This is a genomic window from Pedobacter xixiisoli, assembly GCF_900215335.1.
GTDB classification, from domain to species: domain Bacteria; phylum Bacteroidota; class Bacteroidia; order Sphingobacteriales; family Sphingobacteriaceae; genus Pedobacter; species Pedobacter xixiisoli.
Genome location: NZ_OCMT01000002.1, coordinates 430522 through 455033, shown reverse-complemented (window position 1 = coordinate 455033; position 24512 = coordinate 430522). Strand labels below are relative to the sequence as shown.

General features: G+C 37.0%; 20 protein-coding genes. 12 read left to right on the top strand and 8 right to left on the bottom strand.

Annotation, left to right across the window (positions count from 1 at the left end; all coding sequences use genetic code 11):
• Nucleotides 1-675: 675 nt before the first annotated feature.
• The 4 genes from CRO54_RS08100 to CRO54_RS08085 all read right to left on the bottom strand — a co-directional run bounded on the left by CRO54_RS08100 (nt 676) and on the right by CRO54_RS08085 (nt 6494).
• Nucleotides 676-1155: a hypothetical protein gene (locus CRO54_RS08100; RefSeq protein WP_097130802.1), complete on the bottom strand. Its 480-nt coding sequence runs from the start codon at nt 1153-1155 to the stop codon at nt 676-678.
• A gap of 278 nt (nt 1156-1433) precedes the next feature.
• Nucleotides 1434-2084: an outer membrane beta-barrel protein gene (locus CRO54_RS08095; RefSeq protein WP_097130799.1), complete on the bottom strand. Its 651-nt coding sequence runs from the start codon at nt 2082-2084 to the stop codon at nt 1434-1436.
• Between the two features lie 596 nt (nt 2085-2680).
• On the bottom strand, nt 2681-4108 hold the full coding sequence (locus CRO54_RS08090) for an amino acid permease (RefSeq protein WP_097130796.1): 1428 nt from the start codon (nt 4106-4108) through the stop codon (nt 2681-2683).
• Nucleotides 4109-4229: 121 nt separating this feature from the next.
• Nucleotides 4230-6494: a sodium-translocating pyrophosphatase gene (locus CRO54_RS08085; RefSeq protein WP_097130794.1), complete on the bottom strand. Its 2265-nt coding sequence runs from the start codon at nt 6492-6494 to the stop codon at nt 4230-4232.
• A gap of 324 nt (nt 6495-6818) precedes the next feature.
• Between CRO54_RS08085 and CRO54_RS08080 the strand changes: the two genes are divergently transcribed.
• The 5 genes from CRO54_RS08080 (at nt 6819) to CRO54_RS08060 (ending at nt 13618) form a co-directional block, all read left to right on the top strand.
• Nucleotides 6819-8261 carry an APC family permease gene (locus tag CRO54_RS08080; protein ID WP_097130792.1) on the top strand — a complete coding sequence of 481 codons (1443 nt, stop codon included), beginning with the start codon at nt 6819-6821 and terminating at the stop codon, nt 8259-8261.
• 687 nt (nt 8262-8948) lie between these two features.
• A complete protein-coding gene (gene mnmL / locus CRO54_RS08075; RefSeq protein ID WP_097130790.1) occupies nt 8949-9896 on the top strand; it encodes a tRNA modification radical SAM protein MnmL/YtqA in 948 nt (315 codons plus the stop codon).
• Nucleotides 9897-10290: 394 nt separating this feature from the next.
• Nucleotides 10291-11649, top strand: a complete 1359-nt coding sequence (locus CRO54_RS08070) for an ammonium transporter (RefSeq protein WP_097130787.1) — start codon at nt 10291-10293, stop codon at nt 11647-11649.
• A gap of 270 nt (nt 11650-11919) precedes the next feature.
• Complete coding sequence (locus tag CRO54_RS08065) at nt 11920-12963, top strand: outer membrane beta-barrel protein (RefSeq protein ID WP_097130785.1); 1044 nt, start codon at nt 11920-11922, stop codon at nt 12961-12963.
• A gap of 73 nt (nt 12964-13036) precedes the next feature.
• Complete coding sequence (locus CRO54_RS08060; protein WP_097130783.1) at nt 13037-13618, top strand: DUF4468 domain-containing protein; 582 nt, start codon at nt 13037-13039, stop codon at nt 13616-13618.
• Between the two features lie 103 nt (nt 13619-13721).
• On the opposite strand, the gene CRO54_RS08055 is transcribed toward CRO54_RS08060, so the two are convergent.
• Nucleotides 13722-14195: a ribonuclease H-like YkuK family protein gene (locus CRO54_RS08055; protein WP_097130781.1), complete on the bottom strand. Its 474-nt coding sequence runs from the start codon at nt 14193-14195 to the stop codon at nt 13722-13724.
• A gap of 254 nt (nt 14196-14449) precedes the next feature.
• Between CRO54_RS08055 and CRO54_RS08050 the strand changes: the two genes are divergently transcribed.
• Together CRO54_RS08050 and CRO54_RS08045 are read left to right on the top strand one after the other, a co-directional pair.
• A complete protein-coding gene (locus tag CRO54_RS08050) occupies nt 14450-15757 on the top strand; it encodes a DEAD/DEAH box helicase (protein ID WP_097130778.1) in 1308 nt (435 codons plus the stop codon).
• 152 nt (nt 15758-15909) lie between these two features.
• Entirely contained in the window at nt 15910-16137 is a 228-nt protein-coding gene (locus CRO54_RS08045; protein ID WP_097130775.1) for a DUF1456 family protein, read from the top strand.
• On the opposite strand, the gene CRO54_RS08040 is transcribed toward CRO54_RS08045, so the two are convergent.
• Nucleotides 16138-16524, bottom strand: a complete 387-nt coding sequence (locus tag CRO54_RS08040) for a response regulator transcription factor (RefSeq protein WP_097130773.1) — start codon at nt 16522-16524, stop codon at nt 16138-16140.
• 257 nt (nt 16525-16781) lie between these two features.
• Between CRO54_RS08040 and CRO54_RS08035 the strand changes: the two genes are divergently transcribed.
• From CRO54_RS08035 to CRO54_RS08020, 4 genes are read left to right on the top strand one after another with little or no spacing between them, the layout of a single operon-like run.
• Nucleotides 16782-17285: a GbsR/MarR family transcriptional regulator gene (locus CRO54_RS08035; RefSeq protein ID WP_097130771.1), complete on the top strand. Its 504-nt coding sequence runs from the start codon at nt 16782-16784 to the stop codon at nt 17283-17285.
• 59 nt (nt 17286-17344) lie between these two features.
• Nucleotides 17345-17701, top strand: coding sequence for a hypothetical protein (locus CRO54_RS08030; RefSeq protein ID WP_097130769.1), 357 nt, complete (start codon nt 17345-17347; stop codon nt 17699-17701).
• 11 nt (nt 17702-17712) lie between these two features.
• Entirely contained in the window at nt 17713-18111 is a 399-nt protein-coding gene (locus CRO54_RS08025; protein ID WP_097130766.1) for a hypothetical protein, read from the top strand.
• Nucleotides 18112-18121: 10 nt separating this feature from the next.
• Nucleotides 18122-19024 carry a TIGR01777 family oxidoreductase gene (locus tag CRO54_RS08020; RefSeq protein ID WP_097130764.1) on the top strand — a complete coding sequence of 301 codons (903 nt, stop codon included), beginning with the start codon at nt 18122-18124 and terminating at the stop codon, nt 19022-19024.
• A 71-nt stretch (nt 19025-19095) separates the two neighbouring features.
• Here CRO54_RS08020 and CRO54_RS08015 read toward each other — a convergent pair whose 3' ends face one another.
• Both CRO54_RS08015 and clpB read right to left on the bottom strand, forming a co-directional pair.
• A complete protein-coding gene (locus CRO54_RS08015; protein ID WP_097130762.1) occupies nt 19096-19710 on the bottom strand; it encodes an outer membrane beta-barrel protein in 615 nt (204 codons plus the stop codon).
• A gap of 480 nt (nt 19711-20190) precedes the next feature.
• Complete coding sequence (gene clpB / locus CRO54_RS08010) at nt 20191-22788, bottom strand: ATP-dependent chaperone ClpB (protein WP_097130760.1); 2598 nt, start codon at nt 22786-22788, stop codon at nt 20191-20193.
• A 344-nt stretch (nt 22789-23132) separates the two neighbouring features.
• On the opposite strand from clpB, the gene CRO54_RS08005 reads away from it, so the two are divergent.
• Nucleotides 23133-24344 (top strand): MFS transporter, encoded by a 1212-nt coding sequence (locus CRO54_RS08005; RefSeq protein ID WP_097130758.1) that lies wholly within the window; start codon nt 23133-23135, stop codon nt 24342-24344.
• The last annotated feature ends 168 nt before the right edge of the window (nt 24345-24512 follow it).

Sequence of the window (24512 nt, the reverse complement as noted above, 5' to 3'; positions counted from 1 at the left end):
GTTTTACGATAAATAGTAATTTCAAAGACAAATAATACAAGGCCGATGAAAAATGCTACGGAATAAAAACCTTTCCAAAGCTTCTCATTTTTCACTGTTTCTTGCTTTCGTTTTATTGTCTTCATAAAATTACCGCTAACTTATTTATACCCCTCATAAATGTCGCTAATCCAACTAAATTATGTTGGCTCTACGCCATAAGTATGGGGATTTATTTCTAGTAAAAAAATCGGAAAATCTGTGAGGAAGTCCGAGCGTTAATTGCACCTAAGCTAGTACTTTAGTTTACTATTTGCAAATTCATCTATCAACAGCCAATGATGGTGCTACAAGGATAAAATTACCTCTCAAACAAGCATTATTGCTTCTAAAAGCATCGAACGAGCTTCTCCGAGAGGCAACATTGCTTCTCTTACAAGGAAACATTACTTGTAGTTGGATAAAATTGCTTCTCAAAGGTGCTACATAGCCTCTTTAAGGTGAAACATTCCTTCTCTGAGAAGAAAAACATTGCTTGTGGTCAAACAAAATTGCTGCACGAAGCTACAAAGCCAAACCTTTGTGAGGCAATTTAGGAGGTGAGGAAAGGATAGGGCTTGCTTAGCGTAGGGTTTGTTTAGCGATCATTAGGCATGAAAAAGGGCCGAAAATATCCGACCCCTTTGTTTTTTGTAATTATGCAGAAGGTAAAGTTGTTCGCCTTCTACCCGGAAAGCGATTTTTTAAATCATTTTCTATGGCTTGTGAACCGCCAATATTAGACCTTGCAGCGCCTTTAACTGAGTTGTAAAAGATGAGTGCGGCATCGTAGGCTTCGCTGCCTGCTACCATTTCTGCATCTTCTATTGCCCTTAATAGAGCTGAAACTCTTTGTTTAATTACCTGTAAGCCTGCTGCCAACTCATAGTCTTTTTGAGCCTCGGGCAAGGATAGGAATGTGGGGCACAAGGCCATATTCTGCGAAGCATATTCAAGTGCTTTTTGTAAAAAGGCTAGCGTTTTGTCGCCCATTTTCAGCATGTGGCTTCTGTCGTCGGTAGTAAGATTGATGGTAAGCACATCTTTTAGAACGTTGTTGATGTTGTCAACGTTTTGCATCACAGCAGTAGACTGTGCGGCAGTAATTTCTGCCGAGACTTGGTTTTTCTCAATCATAGCGTATGTGTTTTGCTGAATACGAATCAAATTAGGAAACAATATCAAGACGCTGAAATTTAAGTAATTCCGTAGAGTTGTGAACGTTGGATAGGAGTAGCTACAGTTTGCAATGTTAGTAGCGACCTGGCTAGTTCGCAAGCTCGGTTTGCAATCGCGAAGAGCGGAAAAAAAATGTAAGTTTTAAAAAATTACGAAGTTTGAAAGCGCTAGAACGAAAAATCCTTCGCTATTTAATAACAGCGAAGGATTTTTAGATATTAGAATTAATATTTTGCTTAAAAATGGAAGTTAACTCCTAATATTGGTTTAGTTAAGTCGCTACCAAAAGAAAAATGATTATATCTAGAACTAGTGATGCTTGGATCATGGTAATTAACTTTCTGATGATGGTATTGGAATAACGGCACCTTTAATTCTATTGCAAGTCTTTTAACAGGGAAAAATGCTATTCCAGATTGAATGCTGCCCTTAAAATAGGTGTCATCGACATTTTCACTTTCTGTCCCATCAATATTTAGGGTGGTTGATTTGCCCCAAGAGATACCAGTATTTGCCTGTCCAAATAATTTTACACGCTCATGTAAATCCCAGTAATATCTAAAAAAAGGAATAATTCCTAAGCTTTCACCTTTACTACCATTAGTTCCGTTTGTGTAAGGCAAGCCATTAAAATATGCTGTATAACTGTAAGGATCGTTTTTGTTAGTAGTATATTCTAAACCTAAACCTACAACAATGTTTTTGTCGACAAAAAAGCCAATAGCAGGACCTATGTTAAATGAGGTCGCTTTTTGCTCAGCTTGTCCGTCAACTTTTGAAGAATTAAAGCCAATGCTTCCACCAAGAATAACTTTTCCTTTTTCTGTTTGTGCGTAAGAGCATACGCAAAAGCCCGCCGCAATGGCGGTTAATAAGAGTCTTTTCATAATTTAAATTTCAATTTGTGTGTCCTTAATGTTAATAAATAAATAGCAAGAAACAAAATTATTGAGGTTGAAATTTTGTTAAATATTCATTTATGTTTTAAGTAGAAATTGCGTGCTTTTGCAGTGAAAAGCCTTTCCTAAAAAATAGTGTATAAAAAAACCTCCTAATTGTGTTAAGAGGTTTTTTCACCGCAATACTCCTGTTTAGTCTGAACAGCTTTGAGGGGCAACACGTATTGCTATGAAATACTAAACGTTGTAAAATAAACCTGATTGAGCGGATTAGCCCGCATTCCGATTTATCCTATCGTGTGGATACATCTCATTCCTCCCCCTGCCCCCTCCAAAGGGGGACACATGGTGCTTAAGCATTTTGCATATCCCCCTCTCCGAGGGGGCAGGGGGAGGAAAATAACATTCGCCAATATTTGTGTCCCACACGATAGGATGTTAAATCGGGAGAGAGGACTGGCTATGAGTGAAAGCAGGACGAAAGTATCCGATTGATGATGAAAGACCTTTTCCTAAATTAAAATCTGATGCAAAAGAAAAGCCCCGATTTTGCAACCGAGGCTTTTCTGATATAACGAAAGTTATTATCCTTGTTTGTTTTTTCTACCAAGAACAGAGTTTCCTTTTCCGTAGAAGAAATAGATAGCTACGCCTAAGGCCATCCAAATGGTTAGCCTTATCCAAGCCTCTATAGGTAACGCTGCCATTAAATAAACACAAACAATGATACCTAAAATTGGAACTAGAGGTACCAAAGGTGTTCTGAAAGGACGAGGTCTGTCTGGATCAGTTTTACGTAAAATCATTACGCCAATACAAACTAAAGAGAAGGCTAACAAAGTACCGATAGATACCATGTGACCTAAATCTGTAACTGGAACAAAACCAGCAAACAAACTTACAAACACCATGAAAAATAAGTTAGTTTTATAAGGAGTTCTGTATTTAGCGTGGATGCTACCGAAGAATTTAGGTAATAAACCATCTTTAGACATGGTATAGAATACCCTTGATTGTCCCATTAACATTACTAAGATTACAGAGGTGTAGCCAGCTAGAATAGCAATGATTAATCCCATTTGTAACCAACTGTAACCTGTTACTTTAAATGCTGTAGCTGCAGGAGAAGCATCACCTTTGAAGATTTCAAAAGGAACTAAACCAGTCATTACGTGAGCAAATAATACATATAATACGGTACATACTGCTAATGAACCTAAGATACCGATTGGCATACCTTTTTGTGGATTTTTAGCTTCTTGAGCTGCTGTAGAAACGGCATCGAAACCGATAAATGCAAAGAAAACTAAAGCCGCACCAGAAGCAATACCAGAAATACCAAACTGTCCACGAACACCTGTGTTTTCAGGAATGTATGGCGTGTGGTAAGCAGGATTGATGAATTTCCAGCCTAAACCGATGAACAACAATACTACAGCTACTTTTACCACTACTAAAAAGTTGTTTAAGCTAGCAGATTCTTTAGTGCCACGCATTAACAATAATGAAAGTAGGGAAACGATGATTACTGCAGGTAGGTTAATACCGCCACCTTCACCTTCTGCAAAGGTTCTGCTTAAATAAGTGGGTAATTCGAGACCAAATTCGTGCAAAAGTTTATTGAAATAGCCCGACCAAGATACCCCCACAGTGGCAGCACCAAGTGCATATTCTAGTACTAAATCCCATCCAATGATCCAAGCCATGAATTCGCCCATGGTGGCATAAGAGTAAGTGTAAGCACTACCTGCTACAGGTATCATTGATGCAAATTCTGCATAACATAATCCTGCAAAAGCACAGCCTACAGCAGCCAATACAAATGATAAGGTTACGGCAGGTCCAGCATGTTCGGCAGCAGCAATACCCGTTAAGGAGAATAAACCTGCGCCAATAATGGCTCCAATACCTAATGCAACAAGACTTCTGTTGCTCAAGGTACGTTTGAGAGTGCCTTCGCCACTTTCTGCCGATTCGGCAACAAGTACATCAATAGGCTTCTTTAAATTCATAAATTAATAAAATTAGTTGAGTTAGTCTGTTTGTTGATTTTTATGACGCTTCAAACCTAAAAAAAAATATCTATAAATGAAAAAGGGATTTTTTGCAAAATCCCTTTCCTATAGTAACAATTTAGTGTTTTGTTAAAGTGTCAATTTCGTTAACTAGTGTATCTATAGTTTCATTACCTAGAGAGTCTACCGATTTTTGCACTCTTATTTCTTGTTTTACTTCTATTTGATTACCGTTTGTTGTGCTTGCACTGATAGCAATGTAGGGTGCAATTACTAAAGACACGATAGACATCAACTTAATTAAGATATTCATTGATGGTCCAGAAGTATCTTTAAAAGGGTCTCCAACGGTATCACCTGTTACAGATGCTTTGTGTGGTTCAGATTTTTTATAGTACATCTCGCCATTAATTTCTACACCTTTTTCAAACGATTTTTTGGCATTGTCCCAAGCACCACCGGCGTTAGATTGGAAAATGCCCATCAATACACCTGATACCGTAACGCCTGCTAATAAACCACCTAACACTTCTGGACCAAACAAGAAACCTACAATTACAGGAGTAATTAAAGCAATTGCGCCCGGCAACATCATTTCACGGATGGAAGCTTTAGTAGAAATAGCTACACATTTTTCGTACTCAGGTTTGGCTTTATATTCCATAATACCTGGAATTTCGCGGAACTGGCGACGTACTTCTTGTACCATATCCATGGCCGCTTTACCCACTGCTTGGATACACAGGGCAGAAAATACAAATGGAATCATTCCACCAACAAATAAGCCTGCTAAAACTGGTGCTTTGTAGATATCGATAGCTGAAATACCTGCAATGCCCACAAAGGCGGCAAATAGTGCTAACGAAGTTAAAGCTGCTGAAGCGATTGCAAATCCTTTACCTGTTGCTGCAGTAGTATTGCCCACAGCATCTAAGTTATCGGTACGTTCACGCACTTCTGGAGGTAATTGGCTCATTTCTGCAATACCGCCTGCGTTATCGGCAATCGGACCAAAAGCATCAATGGCCAACTGCATAGCTGTGGTAGCCATCATACCTGCGGCAGCAATAGCTACACCATATAATCCTGCAAAGTAATAAGATGCCATAATTCCGCCAGCTAAAACCAAAATTGGAATAACCGTAGATTTCATGCCTACAGATAAACCAGCGATAATGTTAGTAGCGTGTCCTGTAGACGATTGTTGAATAATGGAATTAACTGGTCCTTTGCCCATTGCTGTGTAGTATTCGGTAACGATACTCATGATGGTGCCAACCACTAGGCCAACGATAATCGCATAAAATACATTGATGCTGGTAAACTCGTAGCCACGTAGACTTAAAGTCTCTGGCAACATCCATTTCACGATAAAGAAAGAAGCAATCGCTGTAATGATAATAGAAGACCAGTTGCCTAAGTTTAATGCATTTTGAACATTTGATTTTTCACCTTTAATGGTTACAAACCAAGTTCCTATAATAGAGAAGATAATGCCTAAGCCGCAAATCACCATAGGTAATAGGATAGGAGACATGCCCCCGAAGTTATCGGTTACTGTGATTTCTTGTCCTAGAACCATCGTTGCTAAAATAGTTGCTACGTAAGAGCCGAATAAATCGGCGCCCATGCCGGCTACGTCTCCCACATTATCACCTACGTTATCGGCAATGGTTGCAGGGTTGCGCACATCATCTTCTGGGATACCTGCTTCTACCTTACCTACCAAGTCGGCACCTACATCGGCAGCTTTGGTATAAATACCACCGCCCACACGTGCAAACAGCGCAATAGATTCGGCTCCCAAAGAGAAACCGGTTAATACTTCGATGGCCGTTTTCATGTTGATTACACTCACAGTTCCATCTGCACCTATGACGTTAAAATAAGAAAGAAATACGATGAATAAGCCACCTAAGCCTAAAACAGCTAAGCCAGCAACACCTAATCCCATTACAGTACCGCCAGTAAAACTTACTTTTAGCGCCTGCTTTAAGCTTGTTCTGGCAGCTTGCGTGGTACGAACGTTAGCTTTTGTAGCTACTTTCATCCCAATATATCCTGCAGTTGCAGAAAATACGGCACCAATAATAAAAGAAAGGGAAATAATCCAGCTGGAGTGAATTGCCCTGCCGTTAATTTCGGTAATTGTTCCAGAATAAGCCAGTAAAGCTGCTGCAAAAACGGCGAAAATGCTGAGCACTTTCCATTCTGCCTTTAAAAAAGCCATCGCACCATCCGCAATATAGCCAGCTAGTTCTTTCATATTGGCATCGCCGGCATCTTGTTTGGTAACCCAAGCGCTTTTAACCGCCATTACCAAAATGCCTACCAAGCCAAGTAAAGGAATTGAATAGATTAAATTGTTTTGTAAAAACTCCATAGTTCAAATTTATATTTAGTGGTTTAGTTGATTAATCTAAATACAAGGTAAATAAAAAAACTATTGAGTGTCAAGATATTTAGTCACGTAGCTAAAAAAAAAGCCACAGATACACAGATAAAATTCAAAAGGATTATGTATCTAATTTTTTTGAAAATCTTTTAACCTAAATATGTATATGACTTATTTAAAAAATCAAGTCAATTTTACTAATTGTTTATAATTTATATTAAAGATAAAATCTGTGCATCTGTGGCTACAAAACAAAATTGTTCATCTCTTTTTCTATCTTAGCTTTTCATAACCAAAAACTAAACTAAACAAATGGAGAATAAACAAGAAGAAGTGTCTTCTAAACGAAAGCTTGGCCTTTTTGATGGGGTAATGCTGGTAATGGGCTCTATGATTGGCAGCGGTATTTTTATCGTGAGTGCCGATGTAATGAGGAACCTAGGCTCTGGCTACTGGCTTATTGTGGTTTGGATAATTACTGGCGTGATGACGGTGGCAGCCGCAATTTCATATGGTGAGCTTTCTTCTATATTTCCAAAAGCCGGTGGGCAATATACTTACCTTAAAGAGATTTTTGGTAAAATGATGGGCTTTCTTTACGGTTGGGGGCTGTTTACTGTAATCCAGACCGGTACTATTGCGGCAGTTGCTGTGGCTTTCGGTAAGTTTACTGCATATTTAATACCAGCTTTAAACGATGCAGCTCCAATTTTTCAGAGCGGAAGCTATAAAATCACTTGGATACAGATTTTGGCTATTGGCGTAATTTTGTTCCTTACCTATATTAATACAAGAGGTGTGGAGGCAGGTAAACTGTTGCAAAATGTTTTTACAGGCTCTAAGATTATTGCATTGCTAGCACTGATTATTCTAGGTTTTCTTTTGCTGAAAAGTAATTTCTGGGCTCAAAACATGAGTTTCGAATGGGCTTCTTTCAATAATCTGGCGAAAGATGGTAGTGGAGAGTTTCTGAAGTTAGGCTGGGAATCTATCTCTGGAATGACTATCGTAGGCGGAATTGCAGCAGCGATGGTGGGTTCGGTATTTTCTAGTGTGGCTTGGGAGAATGTAACTTTTGTTTCTGGTGAAATTGAAAACCCTAAAAAGAATGTCGTACGTTCTATGGTGTTAGGTACCAGTGCGGTAATGATACTTTATCTATTGGTAAATTTTGTTTACCTCTCGGCTTTAAGTAGAGATGGTATTGCTTTTGCCCCTAATGATAGAGTTGCAGTAGTAGTTTCAGAACAAATTTTTGGAAGTGGGGTAGGTACCATCTTAATTGCAGTATTGGTGATGATTTCTACTTTCGGCTGCGTAAATGGTATTGTATTGGCGGGAGCTAGAGTTTTCCAAACGATGGCTAAAGATGGTATGTTCTTTAAGGCAGCTATAGCCAATAACAAAAATGGTGTTCCAGAAAAGTCACTTTGGATGCAAGGAATTTGGGCTTCTGTTTTATGTTTAAGTGGTCAATACGGTAATCTTTTAGATATGATTTCCTTTGTAATTGTATTGTTCTATATGATTACCGTTTTTGGTGTCATCTATTTAAGATTTAAAAAACCTGATTTAGAGAGACCTTATAAAACTTGGCTATATCCAGTTACGCCAATTATTTACTTGTTAATTGGCACCGCTTTTTGTGTATTGCTGCTCATCTACAAACAGCAATATACTTGGCCAGGACTTTTAATAGTTTTACTTGGCGTTCCTGTTTACTTTTTAATTAATAAGAAGGAGCAACAACAATAGTAAGTTGCATATGTATATATAGGGATGATTGGATTATGGTTCAATCATTTTTTTTTGAAAAGCAATTTCGGTGCTAGTCGGTTACTAAATTCCCGCCTTCGCTCCAATCTTTTTGTTATATGCTGTAGTGCTAAGCTTGTAAAAGCATTTCATGGCAAAAATACTTCGACAAGCTCAGCATAACAAGTGAATTGAATGGCAATTGCAAAACAAAAAGTATTTCCGCACAGTCGGGTTTAATTAACTAATACTTGTGCATATAAACAAGTTTACTCGTAATGTCGCAAACCAGATTGACAAGTTTAGATGCTCTTTAGTGTCTTTGTGGTGATTTTTAACGCAAAGATTTCTAAGGCATTCGCAAAGAAACGCAAAGATTAGTTTTAAAAACGAGGAGCTTCGAGATTGCAAATCTGGAATAGCGAGAACGATAATCACAAAAGGTAAAAAATATTGGCGCAAGCTAGGTTTGATAAACATTGTTTATAGCAAGTAACTTCGTTTCTAAACCCGATATAAGCGAACACGACGCGTTGTGAAAGCAAAAGCGCAGTAAAGCGTTTAGCGGGACTAGCAATAATAAAAATACTGTTACTGCTTTTCACAGTATTTTGTATTTGCAGCTTGTTGTTAGCTGTTTATTGAAAACTGACCACTGCCAACTTTTTTTCTTATTTTTGCAGGCAAATGGGAACAGCACTAGATTGGGGTATAAAAGGTTATAACAATTATGGGACTTATCTGCGTGAGCACTATAATGGTCAGCGGGTATTTAAAGTGATTGTAGATGGCGGTTTTACTTGCCCAAATCGAGATGGTAGCAAAGGTTACGGCGGCTGTACTTATTGTAATGTAGATTCGTTTACACCAGAGCTTTCCAGAAAACTTCCAACAATTAAAGAACAGTTGGTAGAAGGGATGCAAAGAGCTCGCAATTCTTACAAGGCAGAGAAGTTCATCGTTTATTTTCAGCCCAATACCAATACCTATGCTCCAACACATTATTTAAAGATGATGTATGATGATGCATTGTCTATAAATAGCGAAGATGTGGTAGGTTTTGCCGTAGGCACTAGACCAGATTGCATAGATGCCGAAAAGGTAGCTTTATTGGAAAGTTATGCGGATAGGTATGATGTGGATTTGGAAATGGGGATGGAATCTATCTACGATGAAACATTGGAACAAATTAACCGTGGTTGTAGCCATGGCGAATTTGTGGAAGCGGTAAAGTTGTTAGAAAATACAAGGCTTAATCTCTGTGTGCATACTATTTTCGGCTTCCCTTGGGAAACTCGAGAGATGATGCACGGCTATATTCATGAGATTAATCGTTTTCCGCAGATTAAATTTGTTAAATTTCATCATTTACATATTGTTGAAGGCTCTATTATGGGCGTGAAATACAAAAGGGAGCCTTTTAAACTATTCAGCTTAGAAGAATATACAGATTTGCTCTGCGAATTGATTCCTTTGTTACGTCCCGATATCGTAATTCAACGTCTTTTTGGTATTTCTGATTGGGATCTACTGATCGCTCCAAATTGGGGATTGAAGAAATCAGCTATTCAAAGCTATATTGATAAAGAGATTGAACGCCGTGGTGTAGTTCAAGGCTCTGCTTACCAAGCATAGTTATTCTCGATTCTGTTTATGCATTGGCATTAAGCCGATGTATATCTTCTTTTATGTGATTTTGATTTAACGAACCATATGTTATTATCTGTTTTGTTGTGGTGAACGCTATTTTTGTCTTTTTATTTCTGTTTTATTTAGTTTTTGATAGTTATTTTTTGATTTAAACTGTATTTTTTCGGTTTTTGTGTTCTTGTTTTGTTTGTTTTGAGTTATTTTTTTGTTTTTGGTGTTTTGTTTTGTTTGTTTTTTTATTTTTTATTGTATTTTATTGCTTTTTTGTTGTTAAAATTTGATAAAAATTAATAAATCATTAAAAAATTGTAAAAATTATGATGAAAATTAAAATGTTATTTATAATTTAGGTTTAAAATCAAACACTAAAATTTAAATTATGAGTAAAGTTTTATTCAAACAGTGGGCTCCCTTCGCAATTTTGATTGTAGTTGCAGTTGCCGCATTATTTATTCCTCTATTGCCAAACTTTGATGATGGCAAGTACAGTGCGCCAGATGTGGCTTTTGTTTTAATTGCTGCAGCTTTGGTATTTTTAATGACACCAGGTTTAGCATTTTTCTACGGCGGTATGGTTCACCGCAAAAATGTATTGTCTACCATGATAAAAAGTGTGGTAGCTGCTGGAGTTATTTCAGTACTTTGGGTTGTTGTAGGTTTCAGTTTAGCCTTCGGCGATTCTATCGGTGGTTTCATCGGTAACCCAAAAACCTTCTTATTTTTCCAAGGTGTAAACTCCGGACCGGCATGGGGTACCATTCCATTATCATTGTTCGCTATTTTCCAGTGTATGTTTGCTATCATTACACCTGGTTTAGTAGTTGGAGCAGTTGCTGAGCGTATTCGTTTTACGGCTTACATCTTGTTTATCGTATTGTTTGCAATCTTCGTGTATTCGCCTTTGGCACATTGGACTTGGCATTCTGAAGGCATCCTGTTCAAAATGGGTGTGCTAGATTTTGCAGGTGGTACAGTGGTACACATTTCTGCAGGTATGGCTGCTTTAGCAGGTGCTTTAGTATTGAAACGTAGAAGGTCTCACTTAGAGCATAAAGAAGTTCCGCCAGCAAATATTCCTTACGTATTAATTGGTACTGGTTTACTTTGGTTCGGTTGGTTCGGTTTCAACGCAGGTTCTGCATTAGGTGCTAATGCATTAGCTGTTTCTGCTTTTATCACTACTAATGTTGCGGCAGGTTCTGCAGGTTTATCATGGATGTTTTTTGATGCCGCTAGAGGTAAAAAGCCATCTGTGCTAGGTTTCTGTATTGGGGCTGTAGTAGGCTTGGTAGCTATTACGCCAGGAGCTGGTTTTGTGAGCATTCCATCTAGTATATTCATTGGTGTGTTTGCTGCAATTGTTTCTAACTTGGTAGTTTCTTGGAAACAAAAAACAGCTTTAGATGATACTTTAGATGTTTTCCCTTGTCACGGTGTTGGTGGTATTGTTGGTATGCTTTTAACAGGTGTATTTGCAACTAAAACTGTAAACGGTGCAGGTGTTGATGGACTGCTTTACGGAAATCCAGAGTTTTTCTTCATCCAATTAAAAGGTATGGTATTGGTAGTGGTGTTTAGCTTTGTAGTTTCTTTTGTAATCTTCAAACTAATCAATCTTTTCTTGCCAATCCGTGTAACTGCCGATGAGGAAGAAGAAGGTCTAGATGCATCGCAACACAATGAGAAATATTCTCAAGGTACTTTGATCGTCGCTGGACAAGAAGTTCCTAATATCTAAAATCTATCCCGCTTAGGCTAAGTTAAAATCATGATGTTAAATTGTCTTTGATATAAATTTTCGATCCCGATTCCTTTAATAGGAGTCGGGAAAAGAAAGCCAGATTTACTTGGATAAGTATTTCTGATATCGTGACAATTTGTTGAATACAGCTCCAGGTTTGGAGCTGGGTGGGCTTGCTTTGATTAAATTTTGCACTACGCTATATGTTATACCCTTCTTTTAATGGAAGGTTGAATTCAATTATTAACCCCCTAATTTTTTGAAAAAATGAAAAATAATATAGCTGCACTAACTTTTCTTTTATTTGGCGCTACAACGGTAGCTGTTGCACAAGAAAAAGCTTCTCCACTAGAAATTTCAGGATCTGTAGATACCTATTATAAATATGATTTTAATAAATCAGCAAATATAAAAACCTATTTCGCTAACGACCAAAATTCTGTTTCTCTAGGGATGATAGATTTGGCTTTGAAAAAGACAACAGGAAAAGCTTCTTTTGTTGGAGAGCTTTCTTTTGGTCCGAGAGGTCAATTTCAATCCATTCCAGATGCTGCGGGAGGTTATGATCCAGTTTCAAACGGTTTTAACATCCAAAACTTATACGTAAACTACGCCTTCACTGATAAATTCACTATGACGGCAGGTTACATGGGTACTTTTATTGGTTATGAGGTGATTTCGCCGGCTGCCAATTTCAACTATTCTACTTCATACTTATTTGGTTCTGGTCCTTTCCAAAATGCAGGTATCAAAGGAACCTATAGCTTTTCAGAGAAGGTAAGCTTAATGGTCGGTTTGTTTAACGAGTGGAACCAATATAGTGCCATAAGAGGTGTGTCTAGTGTAGGTGGACAGTTGATGATTTCTCCAGTAAAAGGATGGACTGCTTACATTAACGGTTTACATGGTTTGGATGGCTACGGAAGTTATAGCACTATAGTTGATTTAACTACTGCTTATCAAATTACAGAGAAAGTCAAAATAGGTTTAAATGCAGCAAATTTGAGTGCTGGCGACGATGAGTTTGGTTACTCTGGAGTTGCGCTTTATCCTCAATATGCATTTACACCTGCTGTTGCTTTGGGTTTAAGAGCAGAGTATTTTAATTATAAAGGTATTTCTGGTGGTCCTAGCGCTAGCGTGACTTCGTTTACGCTTTCTGGTAATATTAAAGCTGGTGGTTTAACTTTCATTCCAGAAGTTCGTTTTGATAATGATAAAGATTTCACTCAAAGTTTCACAAAAAGTGATTTGACAACATTAAATAAATCAGCTGCACAGTTTTCTTTGGCAGCAGTTTACAGTTTTTAGCAAATTATGATAAGCTAATCACAACCGAAAGCGCCTCGAATATCGGGGCGCTTCATTTTTAATCTTAAATTTTATGAAATATCTTCTTTTTTTGTGTTTTTTGATGATTTTCGCTCAGTATTCTTGGGCTCAGGATGTTGTATTGCTACCAAAAGATGAAACTGGGAAATATACCTATTACGAAGTCGTGAAATCAACCATTAAAGACGATAGTTTAAAGATGAGATTGTTGAGTTTTCTCGCTAACAATAGAAAGGAAATCAAATTAAGAACTACATCTGATGGAAAGTTAATTACTGCCAATGGCAAGTTGATTATACAAAAAAGTCTAGCCGTGATATCTCATCCTTCTGGCGAAATCAATTACCAGTTTAATTTTGAAACAGGAGATGGTAAATATCGCTTTTGGTTAACTGATTTTGAGTTTATTCCTTACCAAAAAGATAGATATGGGAATTTTGTGCCGAGTACAACGGTAGGTATCCCTCTAGAAAAAGAGCCTAAAAAATCTGCTGCCGACCAGTGGCAAGATTACCTACAGCAATCCTCTGCATACGCTGCTAATTTCGCAGTACGATTAAAAGATTACTTGATAAACAAGGCAATACCTCTACCTTCACCTGCAGAAAAGAAAGTGATTTCTAAGACTTGGTAGTGCAGTGGTCAGTCATCAGTGGTCAGTCATCAGTTGAGAAGGAAAGCATAAAATTGCTACTTATGCAATTAAACTGATCACTGAATCCTGATAACTGTCAACTTTAATGCACCATCTTATCCGCACAAGTAGAACTGGCAAAGGCTTCTGGCTTGGCTTTGAAAATAAAGCCCATGCTTAAAATGTAACCCATTGCTTCGTTTAGCGCTTTGTTCGACTTAAATGATGGATTGGTATTGATATCTGCATGTACTTCCAGGTCAACATCGTAAATATCTAGCAAATCGCAAATTGAGTAGGCGGTTTCGATAGATTTCTGCACCTCTAGGAGCATTCTTTCTTTAATGCCCATTTTAAGCGTAGATTTTTCTTGCGCAATGTACATGAAACCACCATGATGCTCTCTTAGCAGTACAATTACCGTAGCAAAATCTGTGTGATTGCTTTTTACTTGAGAGTCGGTGCCGATGCAAACTTTTAATTTGAAACCATTTTCGGTTTCACGGAGAATTGCTTTTTCTACCTCTTCTAAGATTGACGAATGGATAACTTCGCCACTAAATTTCTTCCAGGTCATAAGTTATATATGTAAAGCAAACCCTAAATCAGGTTTCTTAAAATTAAGTCTTTTATTGTTAAGCTGTCTTTATGTTAATGTTGTTTATTTGCTAACATTTTGTTGTTTATCAACAAGTTATGTTGATTTAAGATTTTAGATTTACGAATTACGATTTGCATGGTTAACCGCTAATTGGTTATTCTGTTAACTGATTCCTGTAAATTGTCGATTGAAACTGGAGACTGCCAGTTGAAAACTGTTAACTTTGTCAAATGGAACTGCAAAAACTGCTCTCAAATCTTAATATCAAAAAACTTAATCCTTTACAGGAAGAAGTAACTGCTAAAGCTAAATCTGGAGCCGACTTGGTGGTGCTTGCACCTACGGGTTCCGGTAAAACGCTGGCTTTTCTAATTCCGGTACTTCGTAATTTAGATAAAGAGAAGAAAGGAGTTCAGTGCTTAATCTTGGTGCCGTCAAGAGAACTGGGTTTACAGATTGAACAGGTTTTTAAGCAAATGTCTACTGGTTATAAAGTCACATGCTGCTACGGAGGTCACTCGGTAAAGGTAGAAAAGAACACTTTAGTAGAGGCGCCAGCGGTGTTAATTGGTACTCCGGGACGTATTGCGTTTCACTTACGTGGACAGAATTTTGATGAAAGTACCATCACTACGTTGGTACTGGATGAATTTGATAAGTCGCTAGAATTTGGTTTTACGCAAGACATGTCGGCTATCATTGGAAGTTTATATTCATTAACCCAACGTGTGTTAACTTCTGCTACCACCATGCCTGAAATTCCCGAATTTACTGGTATCAAAAATCATGAAACGGTGAATTTTTTAGGCCAACAAGAAGTAGTACCAGATTTAAAATTGAAAAGAATTGACACACTTGCAGAAGAAAAATTAGAAGCATTATTCAAGCTTATCTGCAAAATAGGTAATCATTCTATGCTGATTTTCTGTAATCACCGCGAAACAGTAGATCGAATTAGTGATTTATTGATAGACCAAGATTTAGTACACGATATTTTTCACGGAGGGATGGAACAAGACGACAGGGAACGTGCTTTACTGAAATTCAGAAATGGCAGTGTAAAAATTTTAATCACTACTGATTTAGCCGCTAGAGGCTTGGATATTCCAGAAGTTGAGTTTATCATCCATTATCAATTGCCATATACTAAAGATGCTTTTGTGCACCGTAATGGACGTACAGCTAGAATGAATGCAAAAGGGACTGCGTATTTAATTTTTGCGGAAGGAGAAGATTTTCCTTATTTAGATAAGGATATTGAAGTAGAGAAACTGGATGGAAAGTATCAAATTCCAGCCGATAGCGAATGGCAAACCATTTACTTGGCAGCAGGGAAGAAAGATAAAGTCAATAAAATAGATATTGTAGGCTTCTTGTTAAAGGTAGGAGGATTAGTGAAGGAAGATTTGGGATTAATAGAAGTGAAAGATTTGAGTGCTTATGCCGCAGTAAAGCGTAAATTAGCACCACAATTGATAAAAAAACTGTCTGGAGAAAAAATGAAGGGCAGAAAAATAAAAGTAGAAATAGCTAATTAGGTATTAGGTATCAGGGGATAGGTAGGTGTCAGTAATAAATTACCAATAATCAAATTCCCATAATCAATATGGTAAAAATCTAGTTAGAACTTTTACGTATGTTGAGCAAAGCGAAATCCCGAAACTTCGGGAAACAATGAACTAAAAAAAATATGAGCAACAACGATATCATCAAAAAATTAAGGGTAGCCTTATCTCTAAATTCAGACCAAATTATAGAAATTTGTAAACTGGTAAATTTTACGGTAACAAAAAGTGAGTTGGGCGATATCTTCAGAAAAGAAGACCACCCAAACTTTAAAAAATGTGGAGACCAAATCCTTAGAAACTTCCTTAACGGATTGGTGATCTATAAACGTGGCCCCAGAGAAGAAAAATAACTAGTTGATGTTATGTCTAATTGCTTTTTTGCTAATTAGGCTTTCAATTTTCTCTAGCAATACGTCCATCTTAAACGGCTTTGGCATAAAGTCGTCTGGTGGAGTTTCCAAAGTGCTAATTTCATCCGGCTTATAAAGACCAGACATCATCAAAATAGGGATGTGTTTGGTTTTTGGATTGGTTTTGATTTCGTTGCAAATTGTGCGGCCATCAATTTTCCCTAATACAATATCTAGAATAATTAAATCTGGATTAAAGCTATTTACGGTTTCGTGGATTCCTTCTGCACTGCTAAGAGGCTCTACTTCGTAACCACCAATCTCAAGAACAAGTTCAATCGTATCTAAAACCTCCTCGTCGTCATCTACTACAATAATTCTTTTCATAACCGCAAATATAACATTGTTGAATTATTTACATAACAACGATTTAAGAATAGAGTTTACATAAAATGATTATTTAACTAAAGTTTTCGTGAATTCTATTTTAAACTAACAGATGTCATTTTTTGATAAACATGTTTTAATCGAATAAAATAGGACTGAAGGCAGATTTAGCTTAATAATTGAGCATAAATAGAAAATAAACAAAGAAAAACTTTCAATTATTTTTGAAAGTTTAAAAACTATATATACATTTGATCATGCAATTTGACGAAGCAAAAAATAAATTTGTACAAACATGGGGTGCTTTAGGCTCTCAATGGGGCATTAATAAAACGATGGCGCAAATACATGCTTTGTTAATGGTTTCTAAAGAGCCAGTTTCTATGGAAGATATTATGCAAGAGCTGCAAATTTCTAGGGGCAACGCCAGTATGAACTTACGTGGCCTAATGGATTGGGGAATTGTGTATAAAGCCAATAAGCCTGGAGAACGTAGGGAGTTTTTTATTGCTGAAAAAGATTTAGATGAACTTGCTACCAAAATTGCGAAGGAGAGGAGCAAACGTGAAATTAAGCCAGCGCTAAAAGTTTTAAAAGAAGTAAGTGCTGTAGATGGTAATACCTCAGAAGAAGCGAAACATTTTGTGGCGCAAACTAAAAAGCTTTACGAATTTGTAGCTAGCGCTGATGAAATGATTGATAAAGTGACGGAGTATAAAGATAATTGGTTGGGTAAATTGATGATGAAGATATTGAGATAATATATTTTTTAATTTAAAGTTTCAATGTTTTCTGAAATTTTAAAACTAACTAGGGTGTTATGACAAACTTAAATTTAATTGGTTACGGCATTTTTATTGGATTAATGGTTTTCATCATCTTAGTGGTAGGGAAAATCTGTTATAGAAATGGAAATGTCTTTGTGGCTGAGCTGATACCCGGACATGTAGAGCTTTGTCAGCAAATCAATAAAATATTGCTAATTGGTTATTATTTAGTCAACATTGGTTACTGTGCGGTTAATTTATCCTTTTGGCAGCATGTTAGTTCTGCGCCTATGTTGATAGAAGTAATATCGATAAAGATGGCGGGTATTATCATCATTCTTTCAGGTTTACATTACCTCAATATCTACATTTTGGTTACGCAAGTTCACAAATTAATTAAACAATCATAAATTTTAACATTATGGACACTACAAAAATTCTAATTGGTTATGCAGTTTATTTACCAATTGCTTTATTGCTTACCTTATACGTTTCTAGAACACTTTTTAGAAATAGTAAAATCTATATGTTAGATATTTTTAAGGGTAGAGAAGAGATTGCTTTTGCAACAAATAAGCTTTTTGAAACAGGCTTTTACCTACTAAATATTGGCTTTGCCTTAATGATTTTGAAGATTAACTTGTATGACAATAATTATCAGGAATTGGTGGAAGCTTTAAGTTATAAAATAGGAAGCTTCTCTATCTATTTAGGTCTAATGCTATTTATCAATCTTTATTTCTTCTTTCGAGGGAAAAGAAAAGCCAAAGAAGGTTTAAAACCTTTAGTACCTCAACCTACAAGATTTACAGGACAATAATTATATCACCATGGAAAATTATCAGAATAAAAAAGTAGTGTTGGCTGGTGGAACTGGTTTTGTAGGCAAGTATTTTGCCGACCAATTCAAAGCAATGGGCTATCAGGTTATTCTTATCTCGAGAAATAATGCGCATATACAATGGAGTAATCAGCAGAAGGTTGTAGATGCCTTAAACGATGCAGAGATACTGATAAACTTGGCAGGGAAGTCAGTTAATTGCAGATATAATCAACAAAATAAAGATGAAATTTTGCATTCAAGGGTCGCGACCACCAAAATTTTAGGCAATGCAATTTTGAAATGTAATCATCCGCCAAAGCTTTGGATTAATTCTAGCACCGCTACTATTTATAGGCATGCAATGGATAGACCGATGACTGAGCATGATGGTGAAATTGGAAGCGGATTTTCTGTAGATGTAGCTACAAAATGGGAGCAGTCATTCTTTGATTTTGATTTGCCGAAAACGAGACAGATTGCTTTGCGGATGGCTATCGTATTAGGTGCGGGTGGAGGTGTGATGCAACCTTTTGTAAATTTGGTAAGATTTGGCCTCGGTGGTAAACAAGGCGATGGAAAGCAAATGTTTAGCTGGATACATTTAGAAGATTTGTTTCAAATAGTCTTGTTTATACAAAATGACAAAGATTTAAAAGGCACTTTCAATTGCTCGTCTCCAAATCCTATCGATAATGCTACTTTAATGAGGAAACTAAGGCAAAATATGAAAATTAATATTGGTTTGCCCTCTCCAGAATGGATGCTTAAAATGGGCGCTGCGCTAATAGGGACTGAAACAGAACTTATTCTCAAGAGTAGATGGGTGGTTCCAGATAGACTTTTGAAAGCTGGTTATGAATTTAAGTTTCCTGTAATTGAAGAAGCATTAGAGGATATTTTAAAAAATTAATTTCTGCATACCAAAATAAAATCAAAAAAAAGCCACCCATTAGGTGGCTTTTTTGTTACTTTTTACTAAAATTAAAAGTGGAATTGTACACCTAATTTAGGAGCAAAAGTATTTGCCTCTAAACCAAAACTGTTAGTTTTTACTTTAGCACCAGTAGCTTCTGCTTTAGTAGAGAAATTCTCATATCCTAAACCGTTAACAGAAAATTCGATGCCGATTTTTTTGTTAGGGAAGAACGCAAAACCTGGAGCAACGTTAACACCAATAGAAGTAGTACTAGCAAATTTAGAACCTGTTTCTCCATTTGCGTCTACGCTTTTAAGGGAACCAAAAGCTAAAGGAACAGATACCTGACCGAAGAATTTAAATTGCTCTGTCAAGTTAACGTAGTAACGACCGAAAGGAGCTACTCTAAAAGCTTCAAGTTGACCGCGTTCAAAAGCTGTGCCTGAAGCTGTTTTGTCGTACTCGTAACCTACACCTGTACCAATGGCAAAGTTGTTGCCTACAAAATAGCCTACACTTGGAACCACACTAAAATTGATATCTGCTTTTGATGCTCCGTCTACTTTAGAACTGTTAAAGCCAACGTTACCACCTAAAATAATTTTTCCTTTTTCTGTTTGTGCATTTGCACCAAAAGTTAAAGCTGCTACAGCTACTAACGATAATAAAAGTTTTTTCATGTTTTTAAATTGTTTTCAATTTTCATGAATCTATCCGACGTCTCGGACAGTTTCATGTTTTTTAATATTTATGTGTTATAAATGAATGATCTTTCGACCATTTGATAAGTCTATTTTCAACTAATATGCCGTAATGAAAAATTGTCATGCGTGCCAAAAACAGTGGTTTTCTATTAATCAATTGATTAATAAATTGTTAATTTAAAGTGAACAAAGGCGAAATTATACTGCTTTGACAAAACTCTATTTTGGTGACAATTGAGTGATTTTTAAGCTTTTTTTAAGCTTGCCGAATTGGCATTTATTGTCAGTTTTTGACATGAAAAAAGGCAGGTAAAAGCCTGCCTTTTTCTTAAATATATGATAGAGTTACGAATAGTAAGGTATGGTTGTCAGGCTGAGCTTGTCGAAGCCCAATTAGCTACTTTTCGACGACCTGTTCCGATTTATCGGAAAGCTCAATGTGACACAGGTCAGTTTTTATTTGTCTTCGTTCAAAAACACAAATTGATGATCGAACATATCTAATTTGATTTTACTGTCTTTATCTACTTTTCCAGCTAATATTTCTTTAGATAATTCATTCAAAATACGTTTCTGTATTACTCGTTTTAAAGGTCTTGCACCAAACTGAGGGTCATAACCTAATTCTGCCAACCAATCTAAAGCCTCCGTACTTGCCTCCATGGTAATACCCATTTCTGCTAGGGTATCCTGAACGTGTTTAAATTGTAAGCTTACAATATCTCTAATCTCAGTTCTGTTCAATGGTGTGAACATAATTAGCTCATCAATTCTATTTAAAAACTCTGGACGTATGGTCTGTTTCAATAGTTCGAACAATTCATTTTTGGTTTTTGCTACAACCTCGTCATGATTATCTTCATCCAAGTTTTTGAAATTATCTTGGATCAAGTGCGAGCCAATGTTAGAAGTCATGATAATGATCGTGTTTTTAAAATTTACCACCCTACCTTTATTATCGGTCAGTCTTCCATCATCTAATACTTGCAATAAGATATTGAATACATCTGGATGCGCTTTCTCAATTTCATCTAACAATACCACCGAATATGGCTTTCTGCGAACTGCTTCTGTCAATTGACCACCTTCATCATAACCCACGTATCCTGGAGGCGCCCCAATTAAACGACTTACGGCATGGCGTTCTTGGTATTCGCTCATATCGATTCGGGTCATGGCATTTTCATCGTTGAACAAGAACTCCGCAAGGGCTTTGGCCAATTCTGTTTTACCTACACCAGTTGTGCCTAAGAAAATGAACGAGCCAATAGGTTTGCGTTTGTCTTGCAAGCCTGCACGAGAGCGGCGGATAGCATCTGAAATTGCTTCAATAGCTTCATCTTGTCCAGCTACACGTTTATGCAATTCTTCTTCTAAGTTGAGTAATTTCTCACGCTCGCTAGATACGAGTTTCGTTACCGGAATACCAGTCCAACGACCAACTACGCCCGCAATATCGTCTGCCGTTACTTCTTCTTTTAGCATACGGCTATCGCTTTGTCTGCTCTCTAAATCAGCTTTTAGTTTTTCAACCTTATCTTGCGACTCTTTGATTTTTCCATAGCGCAACTCTGCCACCTTTCCATAATCACCAGCACGTTCTGCCTGTTCTGCTTCTAATTTGTAAGCTTCAATTTGCTCAATTTCTGTGTTAATGGCGTCAACTAAATCTTTTTCGCCTTGCCATTTTGCTTTAAACTCATCACGCTCTGCAGCTAAATTGGCAATTTGCTCACTTAGCTCTTTTACCTTATTTTCATCTTTTTCACGTTTAATTGCTTCACGCTCAATTTCCAAGCGCATAATTTCACGGTCTAAAGCATCTACGTTTTCAGGTACGCTGTCCATTTCCATACGTAGCTTTGATGCCGCTTCGTCCATCAAATCAATGGCTTTATCTGGCAAGAAACGGTCCGCAATGTAACGCTGGCTCATTTCTACAGCAGCAATAATTGCCTCATCTTTGATCCGCACTTTGTGATGCGTTTCGTAACGTTCTTTCAAACCACGCAAAATAGAGATGGAATCTTGGGTATCAGGTTCTTCAACCATTACTTTCTGGAAACGACGCTCCAAAGCTTTGTCTTTTTCTAGATATTTCTGATACTCATCTAAAGTCGTAGCACCAATGGCTCTCAATTCGCCACGAGCTAGGGCAGGTTTTAAGATGTTTGCAGCATCCATGGCACCTTCACCACCACCAGCACCTACCAGTGTATGTATCTCATCAATGAACAGCACAATTTCGCCATCGCTTTGCGTTACTTCCTTAACAACAGCTTTTAAGCGCTCCTCAAATTCACCTTTGTATTTTGCTCCCGCGATAAGTGAACCCATATCTAAGGAATAAACTACTTTCGATTTTAGGTTTTCAGGAACATCGCCTTTGATGATTCTAAATGCAATACCTTCCGCGATGGCAGTTTTACCCACCCCAGGTTCACCGATTAAAATGGGATTATTCTTCGTTCTACGTGATAAAATCTGTATTACCCTTCTAATTTCTTCATCACGACCAATTACCGGGTCTAGCTTTCCGCTTTCTGCATATTCGTTTAAGTTACGGGCGTATTTATTTAGAGCTTGGTAAGTGGCTTCTGCATTTTGGTCGGTTACACGATTATCGCCGCGTAACTCGGTTATTGCCTTTTTAAGGTCTTTTTCGTTTACCCCTTGGTCTTTTAACAGTTTGGAGGTGATGTCGTTAGCTGCTAAAATTCCCAGTAGTATATGCTCTACAGAAACAAACTCATCCTTAAATTCTTTTAAGAAAGCTTGTGCCTTTTGTAGCGCCGAGTTAGCACTAGATGATAAGTAGATATTGCTACCGCTTACTTTCGGGAATTTCGAAATATCTTCATCTAGCTTTTGGCTAAGTGCATTTAAGTTGACGTTTAGTTTCTTTAAAACGTATGAAATCACATTCTCATCAACCGTTAATAAGCCTTTCAGCAAATGAGCTGTTTCTATGGCCTGCTGTTGGTTGCCTTGTGCAATTTCAGAGGCTTTTTGTACAGCCTCTTGGGCTTTGATTGTAAAATTATTGAAGTTCATAATATTGTTTTTCTTTTTAAAGCACAAAGACACAAAGGACACTAAGTATTTTTTGTTCTTTTACTTTGTAGTTAATAGCCTAAGGTCAAAACAGATGCCATGGAAAAAAAGATTTTAAAATCGGAAATTTTGTCGTGAAGTTATGTTTTTTTAATGAATAATTGTCTGGTAATTAGTTGTTTGTGATGAAAAAGTGGCAGGGTTTAAATAATCAAAAATCAAGTAGTCAATTATCAATTGCCTAACAAATAACAGTTCAATAGGAAGTTAAGTGAACCAATGATACAAATGAACCATTGAGCTAATCAACCAATAAGCTATCTTTGCAGCCCATTCCATTTTCAATGAAAACCTATATCAAAAGTTACTTTTCAGTTTATCAAGGCTTGTCTACTCCCGCTTGGATGTTGGCTCTGGTAATGCTAGTAAATAGGAGTGGAGCTATGGTGGTTCCTTTTCTTGGTGTTTACATGGTTAAGCATTTGGGATTTACACTAGAAAATGCAGGGATTTTGTTGAGTTGTTTTGGTATCGGTTCTGTTGTTGGATCGTCCTTAGGTGGTTGGTTAACCGATAAGTTTGGGCATTTTAAGGTGCAGCTTTTTAGTTTGATGGGAGTGATACCGATGTTTCTGCTATTGCCTAAACTAACAACGATGCCATCACTTGCAGCGGGAATATTGGCGCTAAGTATGATAAGCGATATTCTCCGTCCTGCAAATTCAGTGTCTTTGGCTTATTATTCGAAACCTGAAAACGTGGTAAGAAGTTTTACGCTAAACAGAATGGCGCTAAATCTTGGTTTTTCTATAGGACCAGCTTTAGGTGGGTTTTTAGCAGCTATTTCTTACGATTTACTGTTTTATGGAAATGCAGTAGCAGCTACTTCGGCCGCGATTATCTTCTTTGTATATTTTAGAAACAAAGAAGGAAATAAAAAAGAAAAGACTGATATAGAAGAACTAGAAGTCCCTTATCAATCGGCGTACAAAGATGTACCATTTTTAGTTTTTACGCTTTTAAGCATCTTATTCGCTATTTGCTTTTTCCAATTGCTAAGTACTTTGCCACTTTATTATCGAGAAGTTTACCAACTTTCGGAAAAAAACATAGGTGTAATTTTGGCTTACAGTGGCGTGGTGGTTTTTAGTTTGGAGATGTTGATTGTCCATATTGCAGAGCGAAGAACTACAGCTGCAAACGCAATTATTATTGGTGTATTTTTTTGTGGTTTAGCATTTGCTTCGCTGGTAATTACCCATGGTATTTGGTTACTTTATGTTTCCATGTTTATACTTTGTGTGTCGGAAATGCTGGCGATGCCTTTTATGGCGACGGTAACTTTGCAGCGTTCCAATGTTAAAAATAGAGGTGCATACATGGGGCTAAACTCGCTGTCGTTATCTGCAGGCTTAATTTTTGCACCTTATTTGGGAACTAAAATTGCGGCAAACTACGGGTTTAATATTCTTTGGATTGGAACTGGCTTATTGATGTTTATTACGGCAGTTGGGTTTTACATCTTGATGAAAAAGATGGTGTTGAAGAAAAATTAAAATAGATTAAGGTAGTGTTAGAGTTGTTAAATAATGCTAAAATAATAATATAGACTAAACCTTTGCCGTATAATTACGCTCATAGATAATATATGAAATTCTTGATGCGTTTTTTTGGAATAGTTTTTACTTTGTTTGCCTTGATTATTTTCTTTATGCTCAATGTTT

Bases quoted from the DNA above. Each gene is read 5' to 3' on its own strand.
- CRO54_RS08070 (WP_097130787.1), top strand. From the start codon at position 10,291: ATGAGTAAAGTTTTATTCAAACAGTGGGCTCCCTTCGCAATTTTGATT.
- CRO54_RS08015 (WP_097130762.1), bottom strand. From the start codon at position 19,710: ATGAAAAAACTTTTATTATCGTTAGTAGCTGTAGCAGCTTTAACTTTT.
- CRO54_RS08085 (WP_097130794.1), bottom strand. From the start codon at position 6,494: ATGGAGTTTTTACAAAACAATTTAATCTATTCAATTCCTTTACTTGGC.
- CRO54_RS08025 (WP_097130766.1), top strand. From the start codon at position 17,713: ATGGACACTACAAAAATTCTAATTGGTTATGCAGTTTATTTACCAATT.
- CRO54_RS08090 (WP_097130796.1), bottom strand. From the start codon at position 4,108: ATGAATTTAAAGAAGCCTATTGATGTACTTGTTGCCGAATCGGCAGAA.
- CRO54_RS08065 (WP_097130785.1), top strand. From the start codon at position 11,920: ATGAAAAATAATATAGCTGCACTAACTTTTCTTTTATTTGGCGCTACA.
- CRO54_RS08080 (WP_097130792.1), top strand. From the start codon at position 6,819: ATGGAGAATAAACAAGAAGAAGTGTCTTCTAAACGAAAGCTTGGCCTT.
- CRO54_RS08020 (WP_097130764.1), top strand. From the start codon at position 18,122: ATGGAAAATTATCAGAATAAAAAAGTAGTGTTGGCTGGTGGAACTGGT.
- CRO54_RS08005 (WP_097130758.1), top strand. From the start codon at position 23,133: ATGAAAACCTATATCAAAAGTTACTTTTCAGTTTATCAAGGCTTGTCT.
- CRO54_RS08055 (WP_097130781.1), bottom strand. From the start codon at position 14,195: ATGACCTGGAAGAAATTTAGTGGCGAAGTTATCCATTCGTCAATCTTA.
- clpB (WP_097130760.1), bottom strand. From the start codon at position 22,788: ATGAACTTCAATAATTTTACAATCAAAGCCCAAGAGGCTGTACAAAAA.
- CRO54_RS08060 (WP_097130783.1), top strand. From the start codon at position 13,037: ATGAAATATCTTCTTTTTTTGTGTTTTTTGATGATTTTCGCTCAGTAT.
- CRO54_RS08045 (WP_097130775.1), top strand. From the start codon at position 15,910: ATGAGCAACAACGATATCATCAAAAAATTAAGGGTAGCCTTATCTCTA.
- CRO54_RS08030 (WP_097130769.1), top strand. From the start codon at position 17,345: ATGACAAACTTAAATTTAATTGGTTACGGCATTTTTATTGGATTAATG.
- CRO54_RS08040 (WP_097130773.1), bottom strand. From the start codon at position 16,524: ATGAAAAGAATTATTGTAGTAGATGACGACGAGGAGGTTTTAGATACG.
- CRO54_RS08100 (WP_097130802.1), bottom strand. From the start codon at position 1,155: ATGATTGAGAAAAACCAAGTCTCGGCAGAAATTACTGCCGCACAGTCT.
- CRO54_RS08035 (WP_097130771.1), top strand. From the start codon at position 16,782: ATGCAATTTGACGAAGCAAAAAATAAATTTGTACAAACATGGGGTGCT.
- mnmL (WP_097130790.1), top strand. From the start codon at position 8,949: ATGGGAACAGCACTAGATTGGGGTATAAAAGGTTATAACAATTATGGG.
- CRO54_RS08050 (WP_097130778.1), top strand. From the start codon at position 14,450: ATGGAACTGCAAAAACTGCTCTCAAATCTTAATATCAAAAAACTTAAT.
- CRO54_RS08095 (WP_097130799.1), bottom strand. From the start codon at position 2,084: ATGAAAAGACTCTTATTAACCGCCATTGCGGCGGGCTTTTGCGTATGC.